21 protein-coding genes and 1 pseudogene are annotated in these 18,520 nt (G+C 68.9%); 6 read left to right on the top strand and 16 right to left on the bottom strand.

What is annotated here, in order from left to right:
• Positions 1 to 111: 111 nt before the first annotated feature.
• Positions 112 to 876, bottom strand: a complete 765-nt coding sequence (locus ABZ796_RS05785; RefSeq protein ID WP_357335341.1) for an LLM class F420-dependent oxidoreductase — start codon at positions 874 to 876, stop codon at positions 112 to 114.
• A gap of 103 nt (positions 877 to 979) precedes the next feature.
• On the opposite strand from ABZ796_RS05785, the gene ABZ796_RS05790 reads away from it, so the two are divergent.
• On the top strand, positions 980 to 2,266 hold the full coding sequence (locus ABZ796_RS05790) for a solute carrier family 23 protein (protein ID WP_357335343.1): 1,287 nt from the start codon (positions 980 to 982) through the stop codon (positions 2,264 to 2,266).
• 31 nt (positions 2,267 to 2,297) lie between these two features.
• On the opposite strand, the gene ABZ796_RS05795 is transcribed toward ABZ796_RS05790, so the two are convergent.
• The 4 genes from ABZ796_RS05795 to hemQ all read right to left on the bottom strand — a co-directional run bounded on the left by ABZ796_RS05795 (position 2,298) and on the right by hemQ (position 5,262).
• Complete coding sequence (locus tag ABZ796_RS05795) at positions 2,298 to 2,993, bottom strand: Imm52 family immunity protein (RefSeq protein ID WP_357335344.1); 696 nt, start codon at positions 2,991 to 2,993, stop codon at positions 2,298 to 2,300.
• A gap of 75 nt (positions 2,994 to 3,068) precedes the next feature.
• Positions 3,069 to 3,662, bottom strand: a complete 594-nt coding sequence (locus ABZ796_RS05800; RefSeq protein WP_357335346.1) for a Tox-REase-5 domain-containing protein — start codon at positions 3,660 to 3,662, stop codon at positions 3,069 to 3,071.
• Between the two features lie 9 nt (positions 3,663 to 3,671).
• Entirely contained in the window at positions 3,672 to 4,379 is a 708-nt protein-coding gene (locus ABZ796_RS05805) for a hypothetical protein (protein WP_357335348.1), read from the bottom strand.
• A gap of 163 nt (positions 4,380 to 4,542) precedes the next feature.
• A complete protein-coding gene (gene hemQ, locus ABZ796_RS05810) occupies positions 4,543 to 5,262 on the bottom strand; it encodes a hydrogen peroxide-dependent heme synthase (RefSeq protein WP_357335350.1) in 720 nt (239 codons plus the stop codon).
• Between the two features lie 71 nt (positions 5,263 to 5,333).
• Here hemQ and ABZ796_RS05815 point away from each other — a divergent pair, with 71 nt between their 5' ends.
• The 5 genes from ABZ796_RS05815 to ABZ796_RS05835 all read left to right on the top strand — a co-directional run bounded on the left by ABZ796_RS05815 (position 5,334) and on the right by ABZ796_RS05835 (position 9,245).
• A complete protein-coding gene (locus ABZ796_RS05815; protein ID WP_357335351.1) occupies positions 5,334 to 6,254 on the top strand; it encodes an alpha/beta hydrolase in 921 nt (306 codons plus the stop codon).
• A gap of 197 nt (positions 6,255 to 6,451) precedes the next feature.
• The gene (locus tag ABZ796_RS05820) at positions 6,452 to 6,748 is read left to right on the top strand and encodes a flagellar protein FlgN (RefSeq protein ID WP_357335353.1); all 297 of its coding nucleotides are present in this window, start codon (positions 6,452 to 6,454) and stop codon (positions 6,746 to 6,748) included.
• 16 nt (positions 6,749 to 6,764) lie between these two features.
• Positions 6,765 to 7,973 (top strand): hypothetical protein, encoded by a 1,209-nt coding sequence (locus tag ABZ796_RS05825; protein WP_357335355.1) that lies wholly within the window; start codon positions 6,765 to 6,767, stop codon positions 7,971 to 7,973.
• Positions 7,973 to 8,614 (top strand): hypothetical protein, encoded by a 642-nt coding sequence (locus tag ABZ796_RS05830; RefSeq protein ID WP_357335357.1) that lies wholly within the window; start codon positions 7,973 to 7,975, stop codon positions 8,612 to 8,614. The genes ABZ796_RS05825 and ABZ796_RS05830 overlap by 1 nt, the downstream gene beginning before the upstream one ends.
• Positions 8,607 to 9,245, top strand: a complete 639-nt coding sequence (locus ABZ796_RS05835; protein ID WP_357335359.1) for a protein TPRXL — start codon at positions 8,607 to 8,609, stop codon at positions 9,243 to 9,245. The genes ABZ796_RS05830 and ABZ796_RS05835 overlap by 8 nt, the downstream gene beginning before the upstream one ends.
• Positions 9,246 to 9,256: 11 nt before the next feature.
• Here ABZ796_RS05835 and hemG read toward each other — a convergent pair whose 3' ends face one another.
• The 11 genes and pseudogenes from hemG to ABZ796_RS05890 form a co-directional block, all read right to left on the bottom strand.
• A complete protein-coding gene (hemG, locus tag ABZ796_RS05840) occupies positions 9,257 to 10,567 on the bottom strand; it encodes a protoporphyrinogen oxidase (protein ID WP_357335360.1) in 1,311 nt (436 codons plus the stop codon).
• Between the two features lie 33 nt (positions 10,568 to 10,600).
• Positions 10,601 to 10,891 carry a ribosomal protein L7/L12 gene (locus ABZ796_RS05845; protein WP_357335362.1) on the bottom strand — a complete coding sequence of 97 codons (291 nt, stop codon included), beginning with the start codon at positions 10,889 to 10,891 and terminating at the stop codon, positions 10,601 to 10,603.
• 37 nt (positions 10,892 to 10,928) lie between these two features.
• The gene (locus ABZ796_RS05850) at positions 10,929 to 11,432 is read right to left on the bottom strand and encodes a flavin reductase family protein (RefSeq protein ID WP_357335364.1); all 504 of its coding nucleotides are present in this window, start codon (positions 11,430 to 11,432) and stop codon (positions 10,929 to 10,931) included.
• Between the two features lie 26 nt (positions 11,433 to 11,458).
• On the bottom strand, positions 11,459 to 12,460 hold the full coding sequence (locus ABZ796_RS05855; protein ID WP_357335365.1) for an ABC transporter substrate-binding protein: 1,002 nt from the start codon (positions 12,458 to 12,460) through the stop codon (positions 11,459 to 11,461).
• 32 nt (positions 12,461 to 12,492) lie between these two features.
• On the bottom strand, positions 12,493 to 13,197 hold the full coding sequence (locus ABZ796_RS05860) for an ABC transporter ATP-binding protein (RefSeq protein WP_357335367.1): 705 nt from the start codon (positions 13,195 to 13,197) through the stop codon (positions 12,493 to 12,495).
• A gap of 156 nt (positions 13,198 to 13,353) precedes the next feature.
• Positions 13,354 to 14,217: an ABC transporter permease gene (locus ABZ796_RS05865; protein ID WP_357335368.1), complete on the bottom strand. Its 864-nt coding sequence runs from the start codon at positions 14,215 to 14,217 to the stop codon at positions 13,354 to 13,356.
• Positions 14,214 to 15,359 (bottom strand): LLM class flavin-dependent oxidoreductase, encoded by a 1,146-nt coding sequence (locus ABZ796_RS05870; RefSeq protein ID WP_357335370.1) that lies wholly within the window; start codon positions 15,357 to 15,359, stop codon positions 14,214 to 14,216. Before ABZ796_RS05870 ends, ABZ796_RS05865 begins: the two co-directional genes overlap by 4 nt.
• A 45-nt stretch (positions 15,360 to 15,404) precedes the next feature.
• Positions 15,405 to 16,613: an SfnB family sulfur acquisition oxidoreductase gene (locus tag ABZ796_RS05875; RefSeq protein ID WP_357335372.1), complete on the bottom strand. Its 1,209-nt coding sequence runs from the start codon at positions 16,611 to 16,613 to the stop codon at positions 15,405 to 15,407.
• Positions 16,610 to 17,716: a dimethylsulfone monooxygenase SfnG gene (sfnG, locus tag ABZ796_RS05880; RefSeq protein WP_357335374.1), complete on the bottom strand. Its 1,107-nt coding sequence runs from the start codon at positions 17,714 to 17,716 to the stop codon at positions 16,610 to 16,612. Before sfnG ends, ABZ796_RS05875 begins: the two co-directional genes overlap by 4 nt.
• A 162-nt stretch (positions 17,717 to 17,878) precedes the next feature.
• On the bottom strand, positions 17,879 to 18,109 hold the full coding sequence (locus tag ABZ796_RS05885) for a hypothetical protein (protein WP_357335514.1): 231 nt from the start codon (positions 18,107 to 18,109) through the stop codon (positions 17,879 to 17,881).
• 23 nt (positions 18,110 to 18,132) lie between these two features.
• Positions 18,133 to 18,411, bottom strand: a pseudogene (locus ABZ796_RS05890) (acyl-CoA dehydrogenase family protein); the annotation flags it as partial.
• Positions 18,412 to 18,520 lie beyond the last annotated feature (109 nt).

An 18,520-nucleotide genomic window follows, 5' to 3' on the forward strand; every position in this document is an offset into this window, starting at 1 on the left:
TACCTCGGTGAACAGTCACCCACCGACCGAGTTACCTCGGTGAACAGTCACCCACCGACCGAGTTACCTCGGTGAACAGTCACCCACCGACCGAGTTACCTCGGTGAACAGTCACCCACCGACCGAGTCCCGCCACGCGACGAGGTCCTCGAGCGGCTTGAGGTCGTAGCCGGGACCGCCGACGCCGTAGGTGAACAGCCGGGCACCGGCGTCGTAGAGCGGCTTGGCGGCCTCTGCGCTGTTCGCCGCGGTCGAGACCTCGATCTCGCTCACGTCGCGGCCGATGGACTCGCAGTGATCGGCGAGGATGCCGCGCTTGCGCTCGAGGGTCGGGACGTCGGAGAAGGAGTGCCAGATGTCGGCGTGCTTCGCGACGTACTTCAGGGTCTTCTTCTCCCCGCCGCCACCGATCATGACCGGGATCTTGCGGAGGGGTGCGGGGTTGAGCTCGGACCAGCGCTTCTCGATGCGCGGGAGCGCCTCACCGAGCGCGTCGAGGCGCGAACCGGCGGTGCCGAAGTCGTAGCCGTACTCGGTGTAGTCCTTCTCGAACCAGCCCGACCCGATCCCGAACAGCAGCCGCCCGCCGGAGATGTGGTCGACGGTGCGGGCCATGTCGGCGAGCAGCTCGGGGTTGCGGTAGGAGTTGCAGGTCACCAGGCAGCCGATCTCGACGCGGGTGGTCTGCTCGGCCCAGGCCCCGAGCATCGTCCAGGCCTCGAAGTGCTTGCCCTCGGGCTCGCCGTAGAGCGGGTAGAAGTGGTCCCAGTTGAAGATCACGTCGACGCCGATCTCCTCCGCGCGGCGGGCGGCCTCGCGGATCTGGGCGTAGTCGGCGTGCTGGGGCTGGATCTGGACTCCGATGCGGATCGTCATGTGGCCAACCCTACGGAGCGCCTGGCTTCCGTCCTCGCGTGAATCGGCCCTATCGTTCGGCGAGCGGCGAATCGCGCCGTACGAGAGCTGAAGAGGGTGCGAGATGCGACTCGGTTGGGATCTGCACGATGACGGCAAGAACGTACGCGAGGGCGCGATCGTCAAGCCCGGGGAGCGGTTGAGCTGGCCCCGGACGATCGGCTTCGGCGGCCAGCACGTGGTCGCGATGTTCGGCGCCACGTTCCTGGTGCCGTTGCTGACCGGCTTCCCGCCGACCACGACGCTGTTCTTCTCCGGTCTCGGCACCCTGCTCTTCCTGCTCATCACCCGCAACCGGCTGCCCAGCTACCTCGGCTCCTCGTTCGCCTTCATCGCGCCGATCGGTGCCGCGATGGGTGGCGGCGGGATGGGCTCGGCGCTCTTCGGCATCCTGGTCACCGGTGCGCTGCTGGCGCTGGTCGGCGTGATCGTGATGGTCACCGGCACCGGCTGGATCGAGGCGCTGATGCCGCCGGTGGTGACCGGTGCGATCGTGGCGCTGATCGGTCTCAACCTGGCGTCGGCCGCGACCAACAACGTCGTCGGTGGTGACCCGACCAGTCCCGACAACGGGGCGGTGCTGGTCGCCGCGATCACCCTGGCGACCGTGCTGGTCGTCGCCGTCGCCTTCCGCGGCCTGATCGCGCGGCTCTCCATCCTGGTCGGCGTCGTCGTCGGCTACATCGCCGCGCTCATCATGGGCCAGATCGACACCTCGGCGTTCGAGAAGGCCGCCTGGTTCGGCCTCCCCGACTTCTCCACCCCGTCCCTCGACTGGGCCGTGGTGCCGATGTTCCTCCCCGTCGTGCTCGTCCTCGTCGCCGAGAACGTCGGCCACGTACGCAGCGTCGCGCACCTCGCCGGCGACGACTCCATCAACCGCGAGACCGGCCGGGCGCTGTTCGCCGACGGCCTCGCCACCACCATCGCCGGTGGTTTCGGCGGCTCGGCGACCACGACGTACGGCGAGAACATCGGCGTCATGACCGCGACCCGGGTGTTCTCGACGGCCGCCTACTGGGTCGCCGGCGTGGTGGCCGTGCTGCTGTCGCTGTCGCCCAAGTTCGGCGCTCTCCTGAACACGATCCCCGCCGGTGTGCTCGGCGGGATCACCGTCGCGCTCTACGGCCTGATCGGCCTGATCGGCATCCGGATCTGGATGGACAACCGGGTCGACTTCGCCGACCCGGTCAACCAGTTCACCGCCGCGGTCGCCCTGGTCATCGGCATCGGCAACCTCACCCTGAGCTTCGGCGACCTCACCTTCACCGGCATCGCGCTGGGCACCATCGCCGCGGTCGTGATCTACCACGGGATGAGTGCGCTGGCACGCCTGCGAGGCCGCCGCTGAGCCGGCGGCTCAGTGCTTGTTCAGAGCGCGCTCAGAGCTTGCTGCGATCGGTCGGCGTCGGCGAGAAGGCCGCGCTGAGCCGAAGCACCTTGGCGAACTCGATGATCTTCTCCACGGGCAGGAAGCCGTCCCCCTCACCCGACCCGATGACGACGCCACCGTTGTCGAGTCTCTCGAGGTGCTTGTCCATACCCCCCGGCAGGGCCTTGGCCCTCCCCTCGGAGAGGTAGTTCAGGTAGCCGAGCTTCGGCCCCGGCTTTCCGGCGGGCTGCACCTCGGCGAGGGCTTCGTTGAGCGATCTCGAGGTCACCGCGGCCCAATCCGGGTCCCAGGCAGCGGCGAGCTGACGAAGGACCCGGTCGGCGAATTTCGCGACATCGGCACCACGCCACTTCACCACGATGCTGTTGCGCACCCTGGCAGATTCGGTATATCCGCCGACGACCAAGGTGATCGCCACCATGATTCGATCTCCGCGCCCCCGATAAGCCTGGCTGATTCCAAGATTCGGAGCGTCGGTGTTCTCACGGAACGCGTCGGAGATCGCTTTCAGTGCGTTATCCCGATCGTCCAGCGACTTTCCGGGCATCGCGGGCGAGGACCATGAGATCTTCTCGCCGAAGACCTCATCGAGGCCTGCGATGAAGGCGCTCAGCTCGTCCGCGACCTGCTCAGGTGTCTCCTGGCGTGGACCCCAGAATCCTCGTGCGATCAGCTCTTCATCCACGGTCATGACCGTATCACCGCTCCCTCTTCATATCGGCCGTCGAACTCTGCCCGGCTCACCGTCGTGACCTGAGGTTCAGCCATTGCTCTTCGGCGCATTCCAGCCGTCCCAATCGCTGGCGGGATTGACGAAGTCCTGGTGCCTGACCGAGATAGGAAGATCGAAGTCCTCGAAGAGGGTCCGCGCCGCCTCCATGGCCTCTTTGTTCGAGAAGACCCACTCCACCGGGGTGTCGCCCGCCGCGTCCACCTGTCGTAGGGCTTGATCGAGCCATTCCTTTTCCTTGGCTCCGTTGGGATATCCCCACGAGTCGATCATCTTCCCGTAACCGTGCTTGGTCTCGATCAGCTTCCCGTCGAGGATTCCGTCGAACTTGACCTCGTTGTCCATCGATCCACGGAGGCAGAACTCCAGCCCGTCGTCCTTGCCGGTCACCTGGCGTTCGAACTCGGCGCCGAGCTTCTGCTGGAGAAACTTGTGGTTCCGGTTGACGGGCCTCCACTCGCCGGGGCCCAGCCGGCCGTCCAGCTGACGACGAGCCTCCGCCTGCTTCCGGATGTCCTCGGCGACGTCGTCGGCGTTCTTCTTGAGCGAGTCCCCGACCCCGGTGAGGACCTCGCCCGCCTTCTCGAAGGCCTCCTTGGCGACATCGCCGATCTGCTTGGCCATAGCTGTCTCCTACGAGGCGAAGAGGGGAAGGGCGGACACGTCGGCGGCGAATGTCGTGCACAGGTCGTACTGGTCGGCGCCGCAGTCGCTGAGCGCGGTCGCGATCTGCTCCATCAGGTCGTAGCTGAGCTGGGTCGCCGCGGTCGCCTCGCCGTCGGTCACGATCGGAGCCTCGGCGATCGACATGGCGAGCTCGGTGATCGTTCCGGTCAGCGGCTCGATCACCATGCTCGCGACCTGACCGATCACCTCTTCCATCGCGATGTCGGTGGCGATGTCGAGCGCCTTCTTCCGAGCGGCGATGATCGCTGCGTTGCCGACCACGCTGAGGCCTCCGGTGACCACGGCGGTCGCCGCCGCTGCCGCGATCTGCGCCGCGGTGATCGTCAGCTCGGCGATCACCTTCACCTTCAGCCCGACGATCGCATCAGCGAGGATGTCGATCCCCGTGGCAACCTCGGGCAGCATGTCGAGCAGCCCGTCCATGTTGGCCGTACGGTTGTCGGTCCATGCCCTGATCAGCGCATTCACCGACTGCGCCTTGGCCCCGTCGCCGAGCTCGTTGACCCGGATCTCCAGCTCATCGAGGGTGGCGCGGAGGTTCGACTCCAGACCGCGCACCAGCTGCGCGGCGTCGCGGACCGCGTCCTCGTTGACGTTCGGCCACTCGTAGCCGAGCAGGTCGAGTACGAAATCCAGCTCCCCAGGGATGGTCATCCCCACGTCTCAGCCCTCCCATCGTCATGCGGACATGTCAGAAGCCCATGACGGGGTCGGCACACGAACCCGAGCAGGAGCCACCGCGACGGAAGAGGTTAGTGAAGATCCAGGCGCGCGGACAGCGAATTCTCGCGATCTCCCGCCCCGTTGTGGAGGCCGGTCAGGGAAGGCGCTCCAAGAGGTCGGCGATGTCGACGCGGGCACCGGTGTAGAACGGCACCTCCTCGCGTACGTGGCGACGGGTCTCGGAGCCGCGCAGATGACGCATCAGGTCGACGATGCGGGAGAGGTCGTCGGCCTCGAAGGCCAGCATCCACTCGTAGTCACCGAGGGCGAAGGAGGGAACGGTGTTGGCCCGCACGTCGGGGTAGTCTCGCGCCATCTGGCCGTGCTCGGCGAGGAGGCGGCGGCGCTCCTTGTCGTCGAGGAGGTACCACTCGTAGGAGCGGATGAACGGGTAGACCGCGACGTAGTCGTGGGTGCGCTCGTCGGCGAGGAACGCGGGCAGGTGGCTCCGGTTGAACTCGGCCGGGCGGTGCAGCGCCATCTGCGACCAGACCGGCACCAGCCGGCCGCCGAAGGCGGTGCGGCGCAGGCGGTGGTAGGCCGACTGGAGCTTGTCGGAGGACGCGGCGTGCAGCCAGAACATCACGTCGGCGTCGGCGCGCAGGCCGGCCACGTCGTAGGTGCCGCGCACCACGATGTCCTCCTCGGCGAAGGCCGCGAAGAGCTCCTCGACCTCGACCGCCTCGGCCTTGCGGTCGGCGTCACCGAGGGTCTCCTCGAGGGAGAAGACCGACCACATCGTGTAGCGGATGGTCTCGTTGAGCTCGTTGATCTTGGCTGCGTTGGACTTGATGTCGGCCTGCGGGTCGGTCATGCCCCCATTTTGCGCTACGCCCGGTCGCCGATCCCCTCCGGGCTCCGTCCTCGGACCTCTAGGGTGTGGGCATGCTGCCGCTGCGTACCCGCATCTTCGCCTTCCTCCAGGAGCGCCTGGTCAAGCCACCGCTCAACGCGGAGGAGATGATCGCGCTGCGCGCCCAGCGCGAGGGGTTCCGCACCGGGCCGGTCACCGCCCTCCTCTTCGGCCGCCCCGCGGATGTCGAGACCAAGGAGACGTACGTCGACGGGCGCCGTTTCGCGATCTACACGCCTCCTGGTGTCGGCGACGCCGCCCCGGTCGTCATCAACTACCACGGTGGCGGCTGGTGTCTGGGGACGCCGGAGCAGAGTGCGTGGGTCTCCTCGCACGTCGCCGCGGAGACCGGGTCGATCGTGATCGCGCCGTCCTACCGACTGGCGCCGGAGCACCCGTTCCCGGCCGCCGTCGAGGACGCCTGGTCCGCCTTGGAGTGGGTGGCGAAGAACGCCGCCGACCTGGGTGGGGACCCCTCGCGGATCGCGGTGATGGGCGACAGCGCCGGCGGCAACCTGGCGGCCGTGGTCTCCTTGATGGCTCGTGATGCGGGCGGGCCGGCGGTGCGGGCCCAGGTGCTGATCTATCCGGCCGTGGAGATGTACGAGAAGTTCCCCTCCGAGGCGGCCAACGCCAACGGGCCGGTGCTCACCTCGACGCAGATGAGCACCTTCGGCCACCTCTACATGGGCGATCGCTACGGGGACGAGTCCTGGCAGGCCTCACCTCTGCGTGCCGCGTCCCACGCCGACCTGCCGCCGGCCCACATCATCACCGCGCTGCACGACCCGATCCGCGACCACGGCACCCGATACGCGGAGGTGCTCCGTGCCGCCGGGACGCCGGTCTCGCTCGTGGACTACGACACCGCGTTCCACGGGTTCATGTCGCTCCCCGGAGTCGCTCCGGCCGCGCAGGAGGCTCTCGCCGGGATCGTCGCGTTCCTGCGGTGAGATCATCAACAACTTTCAACAATCGATTGGGCGTCTGTTAACCCTCCGCGCCCAGCCGTGTTGTAGCGTTCCACTCGGGTGTCCATCGCCAGGTTGTCTCGGGTTGTGCGCCACCTCGATCCCCCCCATTCGCCTGCAGCTGAGAGCGCTTTCGCGTCCCCTCGGCGAACCTGCGCATACCGGAAGGGCGTAGCGACATGCCAGACGTCTCAGTCAAGATCGAGACCCTTGATCAGACGGTCAAGAAGCTGGACTCGATCATCGACGAGTTCGACCACGCGGTCGGCAACTCCGACGCACTCGAAGGCGCCATCGGGAATCCGTTCCGCCGCGGCGAGCTGCGCGGCCAGGCCGACGACTTCGAACAGCGCTGGGACATGAAGCGCAAGGATCTCAAGGACGAGCTCTCCGACGTGCGAGACCACATCAAAGGCGTCGTCGAGGGATTCCAGAACTGGGACAGCGAGACGGCTCTCCTGTTCCAGCAGAAATAGACGGATGGAGTGAGTCATGGATCAGTCACCCAAGGGCCGGGAGATCCAACCTCTCACCGGCGACTCGGCGGTGATCGTCGCTCGCGGGAACAAGATCGAAGAGCTCGGCGTGCAGATGTCCGAGGCGGCCACTGTCCTCGAGCAGGTCGCCACCGGCGAGCTGGCCGACGGCCAGATGCAGGGCAAGGCCGTCGCCGAGCTCCAGGACAAGATCGGGTCCTCCTACGAGACGTTGCGGGAGGCCAGCGAGCTCTACACGCCCGTGGGGCCGCTGATCGCTGCGTACGGCACGAGCCTCGGCGAACAGCAAGCCAAGATGGGGCCGTTGGTCGAGTCCTGCACGGACAAGTGGACCACCTATGAGGGGCTCCCGGGAGACCGCGAAGCGGACGATGACGAGGGGCAGGCCAAGAAGGCCGCCTACGACGAATGGCAGGACGACGCGGAGACCTGGGATGCCGAGTACGACACCTGGGAAGACGCCTATGACCTCGCGGTCAACGGCATCGGCAACGAGATGGCCGGCAGCATCAAGGACGGCTTCTGGGAGATCTTCGGCTTCCTGATCAACATCCTCGAGGCCATCGCGATGGTCTTCATGATCGCCGGGCTCTTCCTCGGTGGAATCGTCGCCGTCATCGGATTCGCCCTCGGCGCCTTGGTGCTGATCGGCAAGATCGTCCAGGCCTCAGCCGGCAAATGCGAGGTGACAGACGTGCTCCTAGCGGTTCTCGCGGTGCTCCCCTTCGGAAAGCTCGGCCAGATCGGCAAGGCCTGGGGCCAGCTGGGGAAGGGCGCCGCCTCCGGCGGGAAGACCGCCGGCGCGGCCGGACGAGGCTTCGGAAACTTTGCTCTGAAACGAGCGGCGCCGCTGAACCCACCTCCCGTGAACGTCACGTTCGGCGCCAAGTTCAAGACCGCACTCTCCATCTCCACCGGCTTCAGGGAGGTCCCCCGGACCAGGGCCGCTTGGATGGCCAACCCGTTCAAGCCCCCCAAGGACATTCCCGTGGGCATCATGAGCGGCTCCGACATCGCCACCGGGATGGCCATCTACGGGGGGATACGCACAGGGACCTGGGGCCAGAAGATCGGGGCCGGCTTCGACGGGCTCAGCGGCCTGGGGAAGTGGGCAGGCGAGTGGTACGGCACCACCTCGACGAGCCAGGGGCTGGACGAGCGCCGGACCCATGACCAGCAGAGCAGACAACCCTCGGAGGCATGATGCCGGAGACATGGCAAGCTGAGATCGCCCAGCCATCGGAGCGTTGGATCTGGGTCCCGAACGCGGGCGAGCTCGACGCCGCGGGTGCGGAGACCTGGGTCGAGGACGTGCTCGCCGCGCTCCGCGACACCTGGGACGGCGACTGGACCGACGAGGTCGACCCCGACGCTCGTGCGCTGCTCGCCCACCACCTCGCCGGCGACCTCCACCCCGGGACGCTGGCCTCGATGCTCCACTGGCCGCTGCCCGCGCCCGTCCTCAGCCGGGTGCGGGTCGTACTCGGGGGCGGTGAGCCGACCTCGCCCGAGGAGTGGCGGCAGCAGGGCTTCGACGTCGATGAGTACGCCGGGGCCGCTCTCGGTCCCGGACTGAGATGTCTCGCGTCCAGGACCGGAGAGGTCGACGGGGAGACCGTCGAGTTCCTCACCGGCATCTTCGTCTTCGCGACGCAGGAGATCAGCGTGATGGTCGTGGTCGAGGCAGGCGCACCCGAGATCTTCGGTCTCACCATCGCGGACATGCCGCTCTTCCTCGCCGAGCTCGAGGTCGTACGCCCCGATGGCACCCCGTTCTCGGCAGAGCCGGTGCCCGGCATGCCGAACGACCCGTTGGACGTATGGGAGGACTCATCCTTTGTCTGAAGCAGCACCCGCCCCGCAGTCATCGCTACGCGAGCTGCTCGGCGGCACCAAGGAGCCGGAGTTCGAGCTGAAGCTCCTCCCCGGCTGGGAGCGACACTCCCCCGGTGAGGCCGACCGGGCCGCGATGGACGCGGCGTTGAAGAAGCGCTTCATGAGCATCAACCGGCCCGAGCTCCACGCCTCCATGCGTGCGCAGCTCGATCAGGCGTACGCGCTCATGAAGCAGCAGCAGGTCAAGGCCTACTTCGCCGCCACCGCCGAGACCGACAGCCTCGCCCTCATCCCCGGCGCGATCGTCGCGACGACCTTCCACGCCCACAACGGCGGGACCCTCGACACCCACGTCGCCGCGATCATCCGTGACCACGGCGCCAAGCCGCTCTTCGGCGACAAGCGGTTCATCCGCTACGAGCACGAGTCGACCAAGACCGCCGAGGGCGACGATCCGGTGATCGTGACGTCGATCGCCTACATGACCCCGATCCCCGGCTCGAAACGGCGCCGGGGGCTTCAGCTCACTGCGACCCTGGCGCGGCCGATCGAGATGGCGGCGACCGACGAGAAGTTCGTGGCCTGGAAGCTGGCGCTGGACGTCTGCGTCTCGACGCTGCGGTGGGTCCCGGCGGCCTGAGAGCATCCTGGTCAGGCGCGCGTCAGCTCCGCGGCGGCTCGGTGGGCCGAGCCGATCGTGGCGGGGATGCCGACGCCGTCGTAGGACGCACCGGCAAGGGCGAGTCCGGGGACGCCCCGGAGTCCCTGCCGGATCCGGGCGACGCGGTCGAGGTGGCCGACGGGATACTGCGGGAGCGCGTCGGTCCAGCGCTGGACGTGCACGTCGGTCGGCGTTGCGGTGATCCCGGCGAACTCGGCAAGGGCAGCCAGGGAGTCGGCGATCAGGCGGTCGTCGTCGTCCGAGGGTGGCTCACCGTGGCGCCCGATGGAGGTACGCAGATAGTTGCCGCGCTCCCCCACCCAGGCCCACTTGGCGAAGGAGAAGGTGGAGGCCTTGATCGCGCAGTCCTCGACCGGCGGGACGAGGAAGCCGGACCGCCCGGACAGTTCCGCGGGGAGGTCCGGGAAGGCGAAGGTCACCACCGCAACGCTCGCAGTCTCGATCGCGGACAGCTCGCGCGCCACCGACGGAGCCGTCGAGCGGAGCAGCCTCGCGGCGACCGGTGCGGGTGTCGCGACCACGACGGCATCGGCCGCCTCCACCTCGTCACCGGTCTCGATCAGGAAGCCCTGCGGGGTCCGGGTGACGGTGTCGACGGGAGTGTCGAGCCGGATATCGAGGCCTTCGGCGAGGGTCTCGGGCAGCCGGGACATCCCGCCGTCGATCCCGGCGAAGACCGGGATGTCAGAGGCCGGGAGCGCGGCGGCGGCCTCCAGCAGCGACCCCTTCTCGGCCAGCATGAACAGCTGCGGCGCGGCCGCCTTGACCGAGATCGCGCGGGCGTGGCCGGCGTAGACCCCCGCCAGCAAAGGATCCGCCAGCCGGTCGGCCGTCTCGTCCCCGAAACGGGACGCGATGAAGTCACCGACCGAGATGTCCTCGTCCGTTTTCGCAGGTGGGAGAGTGGGTTCGCGGCGTACGACCTCCAGGGTCGACTCCGAGAGGAGTCCCGAGGACTCCAGTGCGGCCAGGTCGAGGGGCACGCCCATGATCGAGCGCGGGATCGGCCTCAGCGCGCCGCGCGACCAGATCGAGGACTTCGCATCCGTCGGGTGCACGATCTCGAGGCCGACCTCACGAGCCAGGGACACTCCCTCCGGCCGGCGGTTGAGCATCGCCTCGGCGCCGACGTCGACCAGCTGCCCGGCGACGGACTCCCCGCGGATCTTTCCCCCGACCCGGCTGGAGGCCTCCAGCACCGTGACCCGGTGGCCCTTCAGGGACAGATCGCGGGCCGCGGTCAGCCCGGCGATCCCTGCTCCGACGACGATGACACGCACAGGAGAAGTCTCGCACCCCGGTGATCGTCGGGGTCAGGCGAGCCGCTCGACCGCGTTCTTCGCCTCGACCAGCCCGGCGCCGGTCGCCTCCCGGTAGACCTTGATCGCCTCGATCTTCTTGCCCGCACGCACCAGGGCCACGACCTCGTCCTGGCGCGGCAGCGGTGGCTCCTCCAGCCCCGCGTGCTTCAGGAGGAGGTCGACCTTGTCCTCGAGCCTGTTCATCCGGCGGCTGAGCTCGGTCCGGGTCCTCGTCGCCGACGACTCGATCGTGAAGTAGAGCAGGACCAGACCGACGAGGGCTACGACTCCGATGACATCCACAGCCAAACCCTAGTGCCGAGGCCTCGGCAGGTTGGCGTCAGCTGGCCAGCTTTCCGAAGTTGGAGCGGTGGAAGACCAGGGGCTGGCCGGCGCCGTGGTCGGCGGCGTGGAGCTGGAGGAGTACGACGATGTGGTCGCCGGCCTCGACCTCGCGATAGACGGTGCAGTCGAACCGTGCCAGGCCCTCGTCGAGGGTGAGGGCGCCGTCGCGGGACGAGCTGACCACGAGGCCGTCGAAGCGGGAGTCGACCGGACCGGCGAGCCGGCGGCAGACCTCGCCGTGATGCTCGGCGAGCACGGTGACCCCCAGGTGCGAGGACCGCCTCAGGTCGGGCCAGGTCTTCGAGGTCCGGGCCACCGAGAAGGAGACCAGGGGCGGGTCCAGGGACACCGAGGTGAACGAGGAGGCCGCCAGGCCGATCGGCTTGCCGTCGATGAGGGCCGCGACCGCGACCACACCGGTCGGAAAGACCCCGAACGCCTTCCTCAAGGCTTGCGGATCGAGGTCCTGGTTGGTCGTCAGGGGCGGTACGTTCGTCATCTCTGGTCCTCTCGTCGTGATGTCATCTAATCGATGAGCCCGGGTTCGACGACCGTGCTGAAGTCGACCTTCTCGGGGATCTCGCCTGCCTCGAAGAAGGCGTCGGCCAGCTGCTGCTCGGAGGCGATGTGCTCCTCGGTCACCGGGCCGACCACGGAGGCCTTCTTCGTCGCCACCTCGCTGGTCGTCGAGACCGGGAGGCCCGACTCGGAGGCCCAGCCCTCGCCCCACTTGTCGGGGTTCTCCTGTGCCCACTCGAAGCCATCCCTGACCAGGCCGACGAAGTGCTGGATCGACTCGCGGGTGTCGGTCTCCTCCAGCGAGGCCGCCGAGGCGATCTCGAAGGCGAGGTACGGGTCGGTGGAGCCGCCCTCGTCGGCGGTGATGTCGATGGCGCCGTCCTCGTTGACGGCCTGAGTGACGAAGTTGACGGCCTGAGTGACGAACGGGTCCCAGATCGACCAGGCGTCGACCTCACCGGCCTGGAACGCCGCCAGCCCCTCGGCGGGCTGGAGGTACTGCGGGTCGACGTCGTCGAGGGTCAGACCGGCCGACTCCAGCGCCAGCAGCAGGTGGCCGTGGGCGGAGGTGCCCTTGCCGACGGCGATCTTCTTCCCCTTCAGGTCGGCGGAGGACCTGATGTCGGACCCCTTCGGGACCAGGATCGAGTCGGTCTTCTCGTCCTGCTCCTCGACGGTGGCGATGACCTTGAAGGCTGCGCCGGCGGCGGCTCCGAAGATCGGCGGCGCCGAGCCGACCCAGGCCACGTCGATCTGGTCGGCGGCAGCCGCTTCGATGATCGGCGGCCCGGCGGTGAACTCCGACCACTCGATCTCGTAGGGCAGGTCCTCCAGAAGACCGGCCTGGGTCAGCACGGAGCGGATGCCGTCCTTCTGGACGCCGACCCGAAGTAAGGGCTTGCCCTCCTCAGCCGAGCCGGACGAGCCACAGGCGGCGAGTGCACCGCCGAGAAGGACGAGCGCGGCCGGGGCGACGAGGAGACGCGTGAGAATGCTGTGTGGGGACATTGATTCGATGCCTTCTGTCTGTCGGTCGGGGGTCATGCGGCCTGGTCGACCACGCCCAGGAGCGTCAGCAGCGCCGCTCGGCGCTCGACGATCTCGGGGTGGTCCCGTCGACGCGGGTGCGGCAACGTGATCTGCTCGTCGTGGACGATGGCGCCCTCGTCGATGAGGATCACCCGGTCGGCGAGCAGGAGAGCCTCCTCGACGTCATGGGTGACCATGAGGACGGCCGGGCGATGGGCGTCGACCAGGCGGCGTACGAGGTCCTGGGCGGCGATCCGGGTGAGCGCGTCCAGGGCGCTGAACGGCTCGTCGAGGAGGAGCAGGTCCGGCTCACGCACGAGCGCGCGGGCCAGCGCCACCCGTTGACGCTGACCGCCGGAGAGCTGACGCAGCCAGGCCTTCTCGCGCCCTTCCAGGCCGACCTCGGCGAGCATCTGCCGGGCGTGGGCGACGGCGCCGGGGCCCCTCAGACCCAGCGAGACGTTGTCGAGCACCGTACGCCACGGAAACAGCCGTGGGTCCTGGAAGACGACCGCCGGGGCGGTCCCCGTGACCACCGTCCCGGTGGCACCGGAGTCGAGGCCGCCGACGATGCGCAGCAGGGTGGACTTGCCGCTCCCGGAGCGGCCCAGCAGGGCCACGAACTCCCCGGAGCGGATCTCCAGATCGATCCCGGCGAGCACCTCGTGCTCGCCGAAGGCACGGTGAACCCGCGCCAGCGAGGCGACGACGCTCATGCCGCCGCCTCCGTAGCGGAAGGCGAAGAGTACGGACGCGGCGGCCTGAGGCCTATGGTCGCTCGCTGACGCTCGCTCATGCCGCCACCTCCGTAGCGGAAGGCGAAGAGTACGGACGCGGCGGCCTGAGGCCTATGGTCGCTCGCTGACGCTCGCTCATGCGCTTCTCCCTTCGTCACGCCAGCGCAGGGCGCGGCGCTCGAGCAGTCGTACGGCCCAGTCGGTGAGCAGCCCGAGCACGGCGTAGCAGAGCAGGCCGACCACGATCACGTCGGTCTGCAAGAAGTCGCGCGCGTTGTTGATCAGGAAGCCGAGACCGGCGCCGGCATTGACCTGCTCGGCCACGATCAACGCGATCCAGGCCATGCCGAGTGCCTGACGCAGCCCGACCAGCAGGCCGGGCGTGACCGCCGGCAGGTACAGGTGGCGCAGGCGCTCGGACCAGGTGAGCCGCAGCGCGCCGGCCACCTCGGCGAGGTCCTGATCGACCCCGCGCAGGGCCGCGACCAGGTTGAGGTAGAGCGGCACGATCACGAAGAGCGCCACCAGGTAGATCTTGGGCTCCTCCTTGATCCCGAACCAGATGATGAACAGCGGCACCAGCCCGAACAGCGGCAGTGTCCGCAGCATCTGGACCAACGGGTCGACCAGGGCGTCACCCAGAGCGCTCAGACCGACGATCCCACCGAGCACGAACGCGATCAGCGCCCCGAGCAGGAAGCCGAGGGCGGCGCGGCGCGCGGAAACGGCGATCGCCTCCTGCAGCTGCCCGCTGCCGATCAGCTCCCAGGCGGTGCCGGCCAGCTGCACCGGCGACGCCAGGGTGCGCTCGTCGAGGATCCCGAGCGAGGAGAGCAGCTGCCACGCCGCCAGCACGAACACCGGGCTGAGCGAACGCAGGACCCTGAGCGTACGCGGCGCGAGCACGCTCCGGCGTGCCGAGACCGTCCGCCCGGCGGGCGCTCCGGCGACCTCCTCGACGGCCGGATCGGTCGCGGCCAGACCAACCACCTGGCTCATCGGGGCGCCCCGAACGGGACCGCGGCCCCGCGGCCGACCACCGGGGCCGGGTGGGACCACAGGCCCCGGCGGGCGAGCTCGGGCAGGACGCCCTCACCGAACCAGTAGGACTCCTCCAGGTGCGGGTAGCCGGAGAGGACGAACTCGGAGATCCCGACGGAGTGGTAGGCCTCGATCAGGTCGGCGATCTCGGTGTAGGAGCCGACCAGCGCGGTGCCGGCACCGCCGCGGACCAGCCCGACGCCCGCCCACAGGTTGGGGTGGATCTCGAGCCCGTCGCGCGAGCCCTGGTTGAGCTCGAGCATCCGCCGCTGGCCCTCCGAGACGCTGCGGGAGAGCCCGGCCTGGACGCGCTCGATGTCCTCGTCGGAGATGTTCTCCAGCAGCCGGTCGGCCTCCGCCCACGCGGCTGCCGAGGTCTCGCGGGCGATCGAGTGCAGCCGGATCCCGAAGCGGAGCTCGCGCCCACGGTCGGCGGCCAGCTTCTGCACCTTGGCGATCTTCTCGGCGACCGCCGCGGGCGGCTCGCCCCAGGTCAGGTAGACGTCGGCATGGTCGGCGGCCACCTCCAGGGCGGCCGGCGAGGAGCCGCCGAAGTAGACGTCCGGGACGGGCGTCGGCCGCTGCTCGAGGCTCGCGTTCTCCACCGAGAGGTGCTGCCCGGAGAAGGTCACCGTCTCCCCCGCCCAGAGCCGGCGGACGATGTGCAGGAACTCCCCGCACCGCTCATACCGCTCGTCCTTGGCGAGGAAGTCGCCGTACATCCGCTGCTCGTGGTCCTCACCGCCGGTGACGACGTTGAGGAGCAGTCGCTGCCCCGACAGATTCTGGAACGTACCCGCCATCTGCGCGGCCAGGTAGGGCGAGACCGAGTCGGGCCGGAAGGCGACCAGGAACTTCAACCGCTCCGAGAGCGAGCTGAGCATCGCGGTCGTCACCCAGGCGTCCTCGCACCAGGCACCGGTCGGCGTCAGTGCCGCCTCGAAGCCGAGCTGCTCGGCGCTGCGGGCGATCTGGCCGAGGTAGGGCACCGTCGCGGGACGGCCCGCCGCCAGCGCGCTGACGCCGTGGCCACCGCCGATCACGTGACGGCCGTCGCCGCCGTTGGTCGGGAGGAACCAGTGGAACTTGAGGGTGCTCATCGCTGCCTTTCGGTGGGATGTGTGGGATGTGTGCGGAGCTGCAGGTCAGATCTGCCCGTGCCGAGGCGGCGGGGTCCGGTCGACGGCCCAGCGCCCGAGGTGCTGGACCTTCCACGCGGCCGGGTCGTGGAGGGTGTGGGTGCGCGCGTTGCGCCAGTGGCGGTCGAGGTTGGTGGTCGTCAGAGCCGACCGGGCGCCGGAGACCTCGAGCAGCCTGCTGGTGACGTCGACCGAGACCTTCGCGGTCGAGGCCCGGGCGGCCGCCACGGCCAGGCTCGCCTCCGCGGCTGAGGTCTCGGTGAGGTCCGCGTCGGCCTCGTCCACGCGTCGCCCCGCCTCGACGAGGAGCGCCTCGGCGCTGCGTACGGCCAGTTCCATCTCGCCGAAGGCCTGGACGACCAGCGGGTCCTGCGCGGCCGTCTCGACCCCGGCGAACGCGACGGCGTCGGCGTAGGGGCGGGACTTCGTGCGTACGAACTCGGAGGCCTCGTCCAGTGCGCGCCGGGCGATCCCGGCGTCGATGGCCGCGTGCAGCAGTTGGGCGAAGGCGCCGTAGGTCGTCGGCACCTCGAACGTGACCGCGAACGGCGTCACCCACTCATCGGCCACGGGGACATCGGTGAGGCGCACCGTCCCCGACCCGGTCGTACGCTGCCCGACGGCGTCCCAGTCGTCGATGATCTCGACGCCGGGAGTCTCGGTACGGACCCAGGCCACCTGCAGCGGGCCGTCGCCGCCGCGCCGCGCGAGGACGGCGAGGTAGTCGGCGAAGAGGGACCCGGTGCAGTAGAACTTCTCGCCGTTCAGCAGCCACTCCCCCTCCTCCCGAGCAGGCGTGAGGGTCGTCCGGATGTCGCGTACATGCGACGTCTTGAACTCCGACTGCGCGTTGGCGACCAGCGCCCCGGCCCGCACCTCGCTGTAGATCCGCTGCTGCTGCTCGCGGGTGCCGTTCAGCCGGAGCTGGTTGAGGAAGACGAAGTGGCTGTGCGGGACCTGGCCCAGGTTGGGGTCACCCCACGAGACCAGCCGGAACACCTCCGCCACCGTCGTCGCCGGCAGCGCCGGACCGCCGAACTCGAGGGGGACCGTGAGCGCGCCGAGCCCGGCGGCGGCGTACGCCTTGACCTGGTCGTAGGGTAGCGCCCTGACCCGGTCGCGTCCGCCGTCGCCGAGCGCGAGCTCGTCGGCCAGCCGCCGCGCCACGAGCGGCGCGGTCTCGGCATCGAGTCGGGCGATCTCCGTCGTGCTCAAGCCACGGGCTCCAGCTGCTGGGCCTCGAACTCGCGCACGATGGGGAGGACCTTCTGACCGAAGTACTCGACGTCCTCGAGGTAGTGCAGGAAGCCGCCGAGGATCAGGTCGGCGCCGGCCCGCTTGAGCTCCACGATCCGCTCGGCGACCTGCTGGGGGGTGCCGATCAGACCGGTGCGGAAGCCGTCGTTGTACTGCACCAGGTCCTCGAAGGTGGAGTCCTGCCACATCCCGGTCTTGTCGCCGGTCGACTGCCCGGCCTGCTTGACCGCGGAGCCGAAGCCCTCGACGGCCTCACGGTCGGCCTTGTCGATGATCTCCCTGAGGGTCTCGCGGGCCTCCTTCTCGGTGTCGCGGGCGACGATGAAGCCGTTGATGCCGAAGCGGACCCGGCGACCCAGCGGCTCGGCGACCGCGTTGACGTCCTGGATCTGCGCGGCGAGGCCCTCGGGGGTGTTGCCGTTGGCGAAGTACCAGTCCGAGACGCGGCCGGCCATCGCCTTGGCGTCGGAGGAGTTGCCGCCCTGGAAGATCTCCGGGTGCGGACGCCCCTCGCTGGCCAGCGGCTTCGGCTTCAGGTCGAAGTCGTGCAGCCGGTAGAAGTCGCCGTTGAGCTCAGCCGCGTCGCTCGTCCAGATCTCGCGCAGGTAGCTGATGAACTCCTCCGAGCGGCGGTAGCGCTCGCCGTGCTCGAGCCAGGGCTCCCCGAGCTGGGTGAACTCGTTCTTGAACCAGCCGGAGACGACGTTGACGGCCGCGCGTCCGCCGGAGATGTGATCGGCGGTCGCCAGGAACTTGGCCAGCACGCCGGGCTGCCACAGTCCCGGGTGGACGGCGGCGATCACCTTCAGCCGCTCGGTGGCCAGCAGCAGCGCGAGCGAGAACGAGGTGGACTCGTGCTGGTAGGCCGCCCCGTAGGAGGCCATGTAGCGCACCTGGGACAGGGCGTACTCGAAGCCGTTGTTCTCGGCCAGCTGCGCGAGCTTCTTGTTGTAGTCGTAGCTCCAGTCGGTGCGCTGCTCGATCTTGCTCACCACCAGGCCGCCGCTGACGTTGGGCACCCAGTAGGCGAACTTCAGGGGCTCGGTTGCCGGTGAAGTCATGCTGGTCTCCTTGGATCGCGAATGTCTACTAAACTTATCTGATTAAACACACGACGGGACCGGATCTCCCGATGTGGACCACCGGAAGACCCGATCCCGTGATAGGCGCCGCCTATCAGGCGGCGACGAGGCGAGAGGCCCTACTGATCACCGCAGGGCGGCTCACGTGTACCAGGTCGGCGCGGGGATCTCGCCGAGCAGCGCGTAGCGGCCCACCTCGGCCCGCTTGTGAGCCACCGGGTCATGCAGCGAGTGCGTCCGGATGTTGCGCCAGAAGATGTCCAGACCGACCTTGTTGGAGGTCGCCCGGGCCCCGGTGAGGTCGTAGACCTTGGTGCCGATCTCGAGGCCGGCGTCTCCGGAGTGCCGACCAGCCGCGCCGCCCAGGCCCACAGGTAGTGGTAGCCGAGCAGCTGACCGATGGAGCCGTCACCCGCGGCGACCGCCCGGATCACGCGCAGCGCGGTCGTCCAGTCCTGGCCGGCGCCGCCGTGCCCGGCGGGGCCCAGCAGGGTGACCAGGCCGCTCTCCTTGAGCATGTTCACCTCGTACGTCGGGACCTGGTTGGCCCGGTCGCGGGCGACCGCGTCCGCGGAGAGCCTGGTGGCCACCTCTCGGGCACGGTCGACCCAACCCTCCGGAGTCGTGGGTGCCGCGCCGAACTCCGCGGCGTTGCGTACAGCTTCGGTTGTCATCGCGCCCTCTCAGTCTTGCGTCGTGGAAGCTTGCATCTTTAGTCCACTAAGTTAGTAGAGAATGAGTGGCGGGCGCCTGCTGGACGCCAGCGATCACCGATCACCCGCT

The organism is Nocardioides sp. NPDC047086, from assembly GCF_040643685.1.
Taxonomy (GTDB): domain Bacteria; phylum Actinomycetota; class Actinomycetes; order Propionibacteriales; family Nocardioidaceae; genus Nocardioides.